This window comes from Wandonia haliotis, from assembly GCF_039523435.1.
Classification (GTDB): Bacteria; Bacteroidota; Bacteroidia; order Flavobacteriales_D; family Crocinitomicaceae; genus Wandonia; species Wandonia haliotis.
Genome location: NZ_BAAAFH010000003.1, coordinates 426,601 through 436,613, shown reverse-complemented (window position 1 = coordinate 436,613; position 10,013 = coordinate 426,601). Strand labels below are relative to the sequence as shown.

Genomic DNA, 10,013 nt, shown 5'->3' with positions numbered 1-10,013 from the left:
AGAAAATAGAATGAAAGATATGGATGAAAATTACTCGGATTATCGAGTTGTTTCGTGGAGATAGAAAAAAGAGGATAACAATGAACCGTGGTAAAATCCAAGAAAAAATTCAACTATTGTTGAAAACAATACGGGATTTACACTTCGGTAATTTTCGTCGTAAACCAATCCTGATTTTGCAATAGCGAAGACTTGTTTGATTCATTTATTGGCCACAGCTATTAATGCTAGCTTTTTCGATTTTCCTCTCGCAATTATCCTTTGGTACAATTCTCGACAAGCTTTGTTGGTTTTACAAGCGACAAACTACTTCTTGGCACAGAATTAGAGAATGGTCGAGAAACAAAAGTTGATAAGTCAAGAGGAGAAAAAATCGAACCACTGAATTAGATGAAGTATTCGCGCCCATTCTCAACTATACCAAGGGTTTAAAAAAACAAAAAAGCGGACAAAGCAAGTGTTTTAACTCTTTGTCCGCTTTGGTGGAGAAGATCGGGCTCGAACCGACGACCTCTTGACTGCCAGTCAAGCGCTCTAGCCAACTGAGCTACATCCCCAGTGCCTCAATTACGAGGCTAAAATATCTAAAAAGTTCCAATAACGAATCGGATCCACTCTTTTTTCTACACCTTGTCCAGTGCCTGCGAAATATCTGCGATCAGATCCTCGTAGTTTTCCACACCGATTGAAAGACGTACCAGTTTGTCCGAAATATTAAAACGCTTCTTATCCTCCGGATCCACACCAATATGTGTCATAGTCGCAGGATGTTCTGCCAATGATTCTGTACTTCCCAAACTCACGGCAAGTTTTATCAAGCGCAATCCGTTCAAAAAGCGGAAAGCTTCTTTTTCTCCGCCTTTGATGTCAAAAGAAATCATCGCTCCATACGAAAGACATTGCTTCTCGACAATTGCTTTCTGACGATCATTTTCCGGATACCCCAGGAAGTAAATCTTTTCGACCATCGGATGATCTTTCAGAAAAGCAGCTACATGAAATGCATTTCTTGCCTGCTCGTCCATACGTACTTTCAGCGTCTCAAGACTTCGCATTAAAAGCCATCCCGTATGAGGTGCCGCCATATTTCCGAGGAAAGTACGGTATTCTTTCACCTTTGCCATATAGTTTGCCGAACCCAGACAAGCTCCGGCAATCAGGTCACTGTGTCCCCCGATATATTTTGTCGCGGAATACAAAACCAAATCTGCTCCGTGCTTAATCGGATGCTGCCAAACCGGTCCCATATATGTATTATCACACGCCAGAATAACTCGCTTCTCTTCCGTCGAGAAATGATCCGCGATCTCGCGACACATTCCGATATCCGTCAACTGGTTATTCGGATTGGCCGGCGTTTCCAGGTACATCATTTTCAACTTATCCGCCTTTCCGGATGCTTCCACCATCCGAATAATCTCTTCTTTGCTGTCCGTAGGGTTGAATGCCAGTACATCCACACAAAAACGAGGCAGTACGTGACGAATAAAATGATCCGTCCCTCCGTACACCGGGTTCGAGAATAAAATCAGATCTCCCGGATCTAAAAAAGACAACATGGCTGTAGAAATAGCGGCCATTCCGCTTTCAAAAACAGCACAATCATCTGCCTCATCCCAAAGACAAAGGCGGTTTTCCAGAATCTCCAGATCCGGATTATTAATCCGGGAATAAATCAACCCCAATTCCTCATCCTGGTCTTTTTCCCGAAGGCCGTACGCCAATTCAAAAAATGCTTTTCCTTCTTCTGCCGATTTAAATACAAACGTAGATGTTTGAAAAATCGGGCACTTAATCGCTCCTTCTGATAACTCCGGTTTATACCCGTGAGACATCATCAAACTTTCCGGTTTCATCTTCTTCATCTTACAAATTTCCTAAATACAAATGATCTATCCAATAAGTTTCATTTATTTAGATATACTATCTATATTTGATTACTATTTCTGACAATTCACCTGAAAAAATGAATTCGAATGCAAAAAAAAGATGAAATATCTTTCCGCACGGACGAACTGGACCTGAAAATTCTCCAGTTGCTCCGTAAAAATGGGAAATTGAGCACCAAAGAAGTGGCGCAGGAACTCAACCTGACCTATACTCCCACCTACGAACGTATCCGAAAACTGGAAAACAATGGTTTTATCAAAGGATATCATGCCGAGATTGATCTTGCCCTTCTGGGGAAGAAACTCACTGTATTTACACAGGTCTCTCTAAAAGTGCACACACAGGAGTTTCTGGACGACTTTGAGTGTTCCGTTACTGCTTTTCCGGAAGTACAGCTTTGCGCCCACATTTCAGGAGATTTTGACTACCTTCTGCAAATCGCCGTCCGCGATATAGAGGATTATCGTGAGTTTATTGTTTCCAAACTTTCCAAGATTGATCACATTTCAAAACTACATAGCAACTTCGTTCTGAAACTCATCAAAGATCAGGGTAGTATTTACTGATTTCTCTTTTTAGCGTTTTTTGTGAAAAGCTTTGTAACCGGTTCTCCTTGAAAATCGTTAATATTTGTATTTTTACCACATCAATAGAGTGACATGGCAAAGCAGAAAAAGGAAAAAAAGGAATTTTCAAAGAAAACGAAACGAACCATTCTTATCCTTCTTTGGTTAGGAGCATTAAGCCCTTTTTTAGCGCTTTATTTCATGTTGGAGCAGTCAAAAGCGAACCTCCCTGACTATGAAACGCTCGAAAACCCGCCCGATCTTCAGGCTTCTATCGTGTATTCGGACAACGGAGAAGAACTGGGAAGGTACTGGCGTCTAAACCGAAAAAATGTAGATTACAATCAAATTTCCCAAAACGTATTTTCCGCTCTGATTGCAACGGAAGACGAAAGGTATTACAGTCATCCCGGCATTGATGCCAAGGCACTGGGAAGAGCTGTGTCGGCTGCTGCTTTGGGACAAAACAAAGGTGGAGCCAGTACCATTTCGCAACAGTTGGCTAAAATACTTTTTACCGATCCGGCTAAATCAACCTGGGAACGATTACGCCAGAAACTCGGTGAGAACATTCTGGCAACACGACTGGAAAGAGCCTATACCAAAGAAGAGATCATCACCATGTATCTCAACCAGTTTGATTTTCTTTTCAATGCCATCGGAATTTCATCTGCATCCCGGGTCTATTTCAACAAGACACCGGATCAGCTTTCCATCCAGGAAGCAGCTCTTTTGGTTGGAATGTGCAAAAACCCGGGACTATACAGCCCGATCAAACGTCCCGAAATGGCACTTGAGCGTCGTAATGTCGTATTGAGTCAGTGGTTAAAAAACAGTGACAGCGAAGGAGTAACCGTAAAACTTACGCGTGCCATGTACGACTCCATCCGCGAACTACCTATCGAACTTGATTACCAGAAAGCCGATCACAAACGTGGACCTGCTCCCTATTTCCGGGAAGTTTTACGTCGCGATGTACAACATCTGTTATCGGAGAAAAACGAAGACGGATCGTATAAGTATACCAACAGTAAAGGTAAGCCGTATGACATTTATGAGGACGGTCTCCGTATCTATACAACCATCAACCTTCGCATGCAACAACATGCCGAAGATGCAATGGAAAAACACCTGAAAGAAACACTTCAACCGGAGTTTGATAAAAATAATGCCAGCACAAAGAACTTCCCTTTTGCCAATACCATTAAAGAGGAACAGATCAATGCGATCATGAACAGTGCCATCAAACGCTCGGACCGCTATCGAAATGCCAAAGACGCAGGACTTTCGGAGAAAGAAATTCTAAAGCAATTTGATACCCCGGCAGAAATGAGCATATTCTCCTGGAAAGGAGAAATAGACACGGTTATGACGCCCCGGGATTCCATCCGTTACTACAAAAGTTTCCTTCGTGCCGGATTATTGTCGATCGAACCCCAGACAGGATTCATAAAAGCGTGGGTAGGTGGAATTAATTTCGACCACTTTGCATACGATCAGGTAAAGCTTGGGAAAAGACAGGTTGGTTCGACCATAAAACCTTTCGTTTACAGTGCCGGAATTCGCTTTGGTGTGACTACACCCTGTACAAAATACGCGGACATTGCTTATTGCATGGACGTTCCCGAATCTCCCACTAAAATGAAATCCTGGTGTCCGAACCCCGGAACAAAAGTAACAGGAGATTTAGTAACCGTTAAACGTGCATTAGCCAATTCACAAAACAATATTACGGTAAAAATCATGTCTGAAATGGGGGCTACTCAGGGACCACAGGCTGTAGCTGAGTTGATGCGTGATTTGGGAATTGAACTACGGGAAGAGGACGTTGTTCCTGCAATGTGTCTGGGTATCATGGACCTTTCTCTTTATGAAATGGTAGGGGCTCAGGCGGCCATAGCCAACAAAGGAATTTACAACAAGCCTCTTGTTATCATGCGGATAGAAGACCGCAACGGAAAAGTAATTTATGAAGGTCAACCACAGTCCCGTGAATCGATGAACGAACACCTTGCCTATACAACCATTGCTATGATGAAAGGAGTGGTTGACGGAGGAACAGGAGGTAGTCTTCGTGCAGCATGGCGTCCATGGGGAGGAATCACTGCTCCTATGGCAGGAAAAACAGGTACCACGCAAAATAACTCGGACGGTTGGTATATGGGATTAACCCCTGATCTTGTCACAGGAGTTTGGGTTGGTGCCGAAGACAGAGCCGTGCGTTTTCGCTCTATGGCCTGGGGACAGGGAGCTAGAATGGCACTACCGATTTTCGGACATTATATGAAAGCGATTTATGCAGATAAGAAGATAAAACTATCAACTGCAGATTTTGAAATGCCAGATGGCTATGACCGGTCGATTATGAATTGTTCCGGAGAAAGCGGAGATGGCGGATCTATTATTGATTTTGGATTTTAAAGTAAGAAAAGATGAACAAAGTTGTTGAGAACGTAGAAAAAGCACTTGCAGGCATTGAAGACAATATGACCCTCATGGTAGGTGGATTCGGATTGTGCGGAATTCCTGAAAATTCAATTGCTCAACTGGTAAAAATGGGATGTAAAGGACTTACCTGTATTTCCAACAATGCCGGAGTGGATGACTTTGGTTTAGGGCTTCTTTTACAAAATCGACAGATCCGAAAAATGATTTCTTCGTATGTCGGAGAAAATGATGAGTTTGAACGTCAGATGCTTTCCGGAGAATTGGAAGTTGACCTCATCCCTCAGGGATCTCTCGCAGAACGATGCCGTGCAGGAGGAGCCGGAATCCCCGCTTTTTTTACTCCGGCCGGATATGGTACTGAAGTTGCCGAAGGAAAAGAGGTGCGTGAATTTAACGGAAAACCTCACATACTAGAAACAGCGTTAACAGCTGATTTCAGTATTGTTAAAGCGTGGAAAGGAGATACAGAAGGAAACCTCATCTATAAAGGAACTGCCCGGAATTTCAATCCGATGATGGCCATGGCAGGAACGATTACCATTGCAGAAGTGGAAGAACTTGTTCCGGCAGGCGAATTAGATCCTAATGAAATCCATACACCTGGAATTTTTGTACAACGCATCTTCCAGGGCGACACATTTGAAAAACGCATAGAACGACGCACTGTTCGTAAATTATAATCCCGAACAGGATGTTTATTCCGGATAAAAAACAAAAGTGGGCAGTAGCTTCCTATTTCGGGCTACTGTTTTCTTTTTTAGTAATCAGGGCAATTACTGTTCCGCTCATACCGGATGAAGCATTCACCTATTTTCTGTATGTCGAACCTGGAAATTTTCTGGCTCCGGCAGCACAGGCGGATGCCAATAATCATTTACTGAATTCTGTTCTGTCGTATCTCTCCGCTTCCGCATTCGGACATTCAACGTTTGCACTGCGTATACCGAATCTATTGTTTTTCGGGCTTTATTTCTTCGCGGCCTATAAACTCGCTCAGCACAAAAAATCTCCGACAAGCTTCTGGATTGTACTTGTTTCGCTAACAACCATTTATCCCATTCTTGAGTTTTTCTCACTTTCCAGAGGGTACGGGATGTCGTATGCATTTCTACTCTATGCCATTAGTCTTGTATTTGATTTTCAAAAGCAACGAAACCCATTAACTCCCTGGTTAGTTCTTCTGATCACCATAGCCGGACTTTGGTCACAATTGAGTTTACTTTTTGCCTTCAGTATGCTTTTACTGATCTGTGCACTTATCCTGTTGCGGGAGAAAGAATTCAGCATACGCAACAAAATCGGATTTTCAGTCTCTTCTGTTACCACGCTATTCCTTTTCGTTCTGCACATTGCAGATATGAAAAAAAGCGGACTACTGTATTTCGGCAGTAAACACGGGTTTCCGATTACCAATCTTGTTTCACTTAATGAGCTATTGTACCAGTCGAAAAATAAATGGTTAGCCTATCTTATTTTCGTACTCATCCTGATCGCTTTAGTTAGCCTGATCATTTTCCTCTTAAAATTTGGAGTGGCTAGTCTGACCCGACATGAAATTGTATTTCCGGCAATACTATTGGGTTCCGTAACAGGAACGGTTCTTTCCATTTATTTACTGGAGGGAGAGGGACCTCTATCCAGAACTGCTCTGTACTTTTTTTTATTGCTGATCGGTAACTTTCTCTTTATGAGCAACCAGGAAAATGGATCTGCCCGCATTAGTACATTTATTCCCATCCCTCTGACTGTATTCACCCTCTGTTTCATCAATAGCAAATACGTTAATTATTGGGCTGAACACGCTGTACAAAAAGAAATCTATCAAATCCTGTCCGCAGACAAAAACCCCATGAAAAGTGTTGGAGGGTCAGATTATCTGGATCGTATTTTCTATGCTGAACACACCATCTTCGGTAAAGGAGTTCCTACAACGTATCACATTCAGAGGGAACATTTTGCTGCAACAGATTATCTTTTACTTACACAGAAGGATCAGAAAAAATACCAAAACGAACTAAAGGAATATCAACTTGTCGTTTCGGATGAACAGGGAGTAAATCTGTATCAAGCTAAAAAAATGCGAACAGCCGCTAAAATTCAGTCATTTACTTACACTTTCCAACCCGGTAATTATGAATTTATGGGTATCGGCAGTCTGTTCAGTAAAGAGTATGATTTAAAGAAGGACTATTGCTTGCTTGTAGAAACAGCCTCCAAATTCCCTCAAAAAATAGCGGATTTGACCTGGGTAGTCAGCTTCTTCGATCAGGAAGGAGGAGCAATTGAAACCCGCTATTTCACAATGAATCATTTCTCAAGACACTGGGCTGACGGAACACCGTTTTCCTTCTCTGTTCCAATTCCTCTGATTCCCGAAAACACAGATGAAGTGAGACTGTATTTATACAATCCGAAACTACAGCAACACGATCCTATTAAAATTTCGTACACCCTATACCAACTGTAAATTATGAATACTACTCATCCCAAAAGTACTACATTCTCTACCGAGTCCCGAATTGCCGCATTCATTGGTATTGTTCTTTTCATTTATCTTATACTCCGTTCGATATACACCCCGATTCTTCACGATGAAGTAGCGACCTTCTTTTACTATATCCAGACCGGTGTTTTTTTCCCTCCCGAAGCACATTGGGATGCCAATAACCATATTCTCAATTCACTCCTGAGTCACTGGAGTTATCTTGTATTTGGCAGTGAAACCTGGGCGCTCCGATTACCTAATGTTCTTTCCTACCCGCTTTATGTGTGGTCATCCTGGAAAATTGCTTCGGAAATTCCGGTGCAGTTTCGAATAGGTAAGTGGTCGCTATTCCTCTCGCTTATCATGGCACACTACATGTTTGAATATTTTGGAGAAGTAAGAGGCTATGGGATGTCAATGGCTTTTTTACTTTTCGGGATCTATGCTTTACGCAACTATATCAAGCGACAGACTGCACTATGGCTTGCCACAACACTATTTGCTTTTTTCCTTGCAACAGCTGCGAACCTCACGCTGATTTATTCTTCTGTACTCATTCTGATTCCGATATTGATTGTTATTGTTCGTTTAAAAGCTGTTATCCAGATAAAACTGGGGCATTTTGTTCTTGTTTTGGTTACAATTGCTCTCTTTTCTCCTCTCGTTAACTTTGCTTTTGAATTAAAGAACAGGGGAGCGTTATATTACGGTGGAAAATCAGGCTTTTGGGATTATACGGGAAATACGCTCAGTGAATTGTTCTTCGGTTACTACTCGACTGCAATAGCAGGAGTACTCATTCTGCTCACTCTCGTCATTGCTTTTGTGTTTCTTTTTGACTGGTGGAAACAGAAGTATACACTGCCAGAGTTGATCACATTACCTCAATTTATCTGGGTATACCTATTGATCGGATCTATTTTTGCTATTTTCGGTACACGCTATATACTGGATGTCAACTTTCCGGAGGACAGAGCCGCTATGTATCTCTACCCTTATTTTATAGCATCCCTTATTTTCACCATTGGTCTCAGTTCCGCTGCATTACCCAAAACACTCCGGATACTCATCGTCTGCCTTCCTCTCTATGTTCCCGTTCATTTCCTCTTTTCTGTTAATCTTTACACGGCTTCCTTTTCTATGGAAGAACGTGCACCTCAGGATTTCTTCGATTATATTTCTAGTCAGGAAAACACATCCGAGTATCCCTTAACTGTGGGAGGCTATGTTACTCAGGAACTGTGTTGGTTTTATATGAATCATCAGCAGGGAGGAAAACAGGGAAGATTATTATACAGCAACCACATCGATACCCTCTGCGATTTTCAGATTGTGGATCAAAAAAGGGAATTACCTCCCGGATTTCTCAACTCGTATAAGAAAGTCAATGCAACTCCTATAAACAATCTGAATCTGTACGAAAGAACACAAACATTGCGCAAAGAAAAAATTACAGACACCACAGGCATCACCAACTGGGTACACAACGACAACGAGTTCTTCGAATTTATCCAGTTTCCAATTCCTGATTCGCTGAGAGGAAAGCCCTTATATATCGGAGTTCAAAGTGTTTTGGACGTAAAGGCAGCACCTTCCTATATGTCGCTGACTGTTTCTCAAAAACGACCGGATCAGAGTGAGGTTATACAGGAACCACTGCGATTAGACTGGCTAAAAAAAGAATGGAAAGACAGTGATGGAGCCTTCTCCCAGTCTTTTGTTATTCCCCGGATAGACGAAGAAACGGATTACCTCGTTCTGTACCTCTGGAATCAGAAGAAAAAGGAATTTCTTGTACACAGCGGAAAAGTGGAAATTTTTGTACTTGAAGCGGAATAAAAACAAAACGGTTTTTCCATCTGAAACCAACAAAATTTGCTTAATTTGTAAAGCGAAAAGAAGTTAGATATGGCATTAGACAAAAATCAAATAGCGCAACGCATTGCTCAGGAGTTAAGAGACGGTTGGTATGTTAATTTAGGAATTGGAATTCCTACTTTGGTAGCCAACTATATTCCCGAAGGAATTGAAGTTGAATTTCAATCTGAAAACGGAATTCTTGGGATGGGGCCCTACCCTGTAGAAGGTGAAGAAGATGCGGATTTGATCAATGCGGGTAAAGAAACGATTACAGCACGCAAAGGAGCTGTTTTCTTTGACTCAGCCACTTCTTTTGCTATGATTCGCGGACAGCACGTTCAATTAACGGTACTCGGAGCTATGGAAGTAGCACAAAACGGTGATATTGCCAACTGGAAAATACCGGGTAAAATGGTCAAGGGTATGGGAGGAGCAATGGACCTTGTTGCTTCCGCTGAGAACATTATTGTTGCCATGATGCACACAAACAAAGCCGGAGAATCAAAAATTCTGAAATCCTGTACGCTTCCCTTAACGGGAGTAGGTTGTGTCAAAAAAGTAGTGACCGACCTGGCTGTCCTTGAGATAAAAGATAATGCATTTCATCTGATTGAAAGAGCGCCGGGAGTTAGCGTGGAGGAAATCATTGCTAAAACGGAAGGGGATCTGATCGTTCCGGACAATGTGCCTGAAATGCAATTATAATTCCCCGCCCATCTATACTTTCAGGCATAAAATGACGTTCTTACGGTATTGACTGACAA

The 10,013-nt window shown here is 42.1% G+C and carries 7 protein-coding genes, 1 tRNA gene and 1 pseudogene; 6 read left to right on the top strand and 3 right to left on the bottom strand.

The annotated features are described in order from the left end of the window. Positions 1 to 141 precede the first annotated feature (141 nt). The 3 genes and pseudogenes from ABDZ97_RS02450 to ABDZ97_RS02440 form a co-directional block, all read right to left on the bottom strand. Positions 142 to 306 (bottom strand): annotated as a pseudogene (locus ABDZ97_RS02450) (IS110 family transposase); the annotation flags it as partial. Between the two features lie 174 nt (positions 307 to 480). Further along, positions 481 to 557, bottom strand: a tRNA-Ala gene (locus ABDZ97_RS02445). A 66-nt stretch (positions 558 to 623) separates the two neighbouring features. After that, a complete protein-coding gene (locus tag ABDZ97_RS02440; RefSeq protein ID WP_343784736.1) occupies positions 624 to 1,865 on the bottom strand; it encodes a cystathionine gamma-synthase family protein in 1,242 nt (413 codons plus the stop codon). Between the two features lie 111 nt (positions 1,866 to 1,976). Between ABDZ97_RS02440 and ABDZ97_RS02435 the strand changes: the two genes are divergently transcribed. The 6 genes from ABDZ97_RS02435 to ABDZ97_RS02410 all read left to right on the top strand — a co-directional run bounded on the left by ABDZ97_RS02435 (position 1,977) and on the right by ABDZ97_RS02410 (position 9,954). Further along, a complete protein-coding gene (locus ABDZ97_RS02435; protein WP_343784734.1) occupies positions 1,977 to 2,456 on the top strand; it encodes an Lrp/AsnC family transcriptional regulator in 480 nt (159 codons plus the stop codon). 93 nt (positions 2,457 to 2,549) lie between these two features. Beyond that, complete coding sequence (locus ABDZ97_RS02430) at positions 2,550 to 4,877, top strand: transglycosylase domain-containing protein (RefSeq protein WP_343784732.1); 2,328 nt, start codon at positions 2,550 to 2,552, stop codon at positions 4,875 to 4,877. 11 nt (positions 4,878 to 4,888) lie between these two features. Further along, positions 4,889 to 5,584: a CoA transferase subunit A gene (locus ABDZ97_RS02425; protein WP_343784730.1), complete on the top strand. Its 696-nt coding sequence runs from the start codon at positions 4,889 to 4,891 to the stop codon at positions 5,582 to 5,584. Between the two features lie 11 nt (positions 5,585 to 5,595). Then, on the top strand, positions 5,596 to 7,371 hold the full coding sequence (locus tag ABDZ97_RS02420) for an ArnT family glycosyltransferase (protein WP_343784728.1): 1,776 nt from the start codon (positions 5,596 to 5,598) through the stop codon (positions 7,369 to 7,371). 3 nt (positions 7,372 to 7,374) lie between these two features. Further along, positions 7,375 to 9,228, top strand: coding sequence for a hypothetical protein (locus ABDZ97_RS02415; RefSeq protein ID WP_343784726.1), 1,854 nt, complete (start codon positions 7,375 to 7,377; stop codon positions 9,226 to 9,228). Positions 9,229 to 9,297: 69 nt separating this feature from the next. Then, entirely contained in the window at positions 9,298 to 9,954 is a 657-nt protein-coding gene (locus tag ABDZ97_RS02410) for a CoA transferase subunit B (protein WP_343784724.1), read from the top strand. The last annotated feature ends 59 nt before the right edge of the window (positions 9,955 to 10,013 follow it).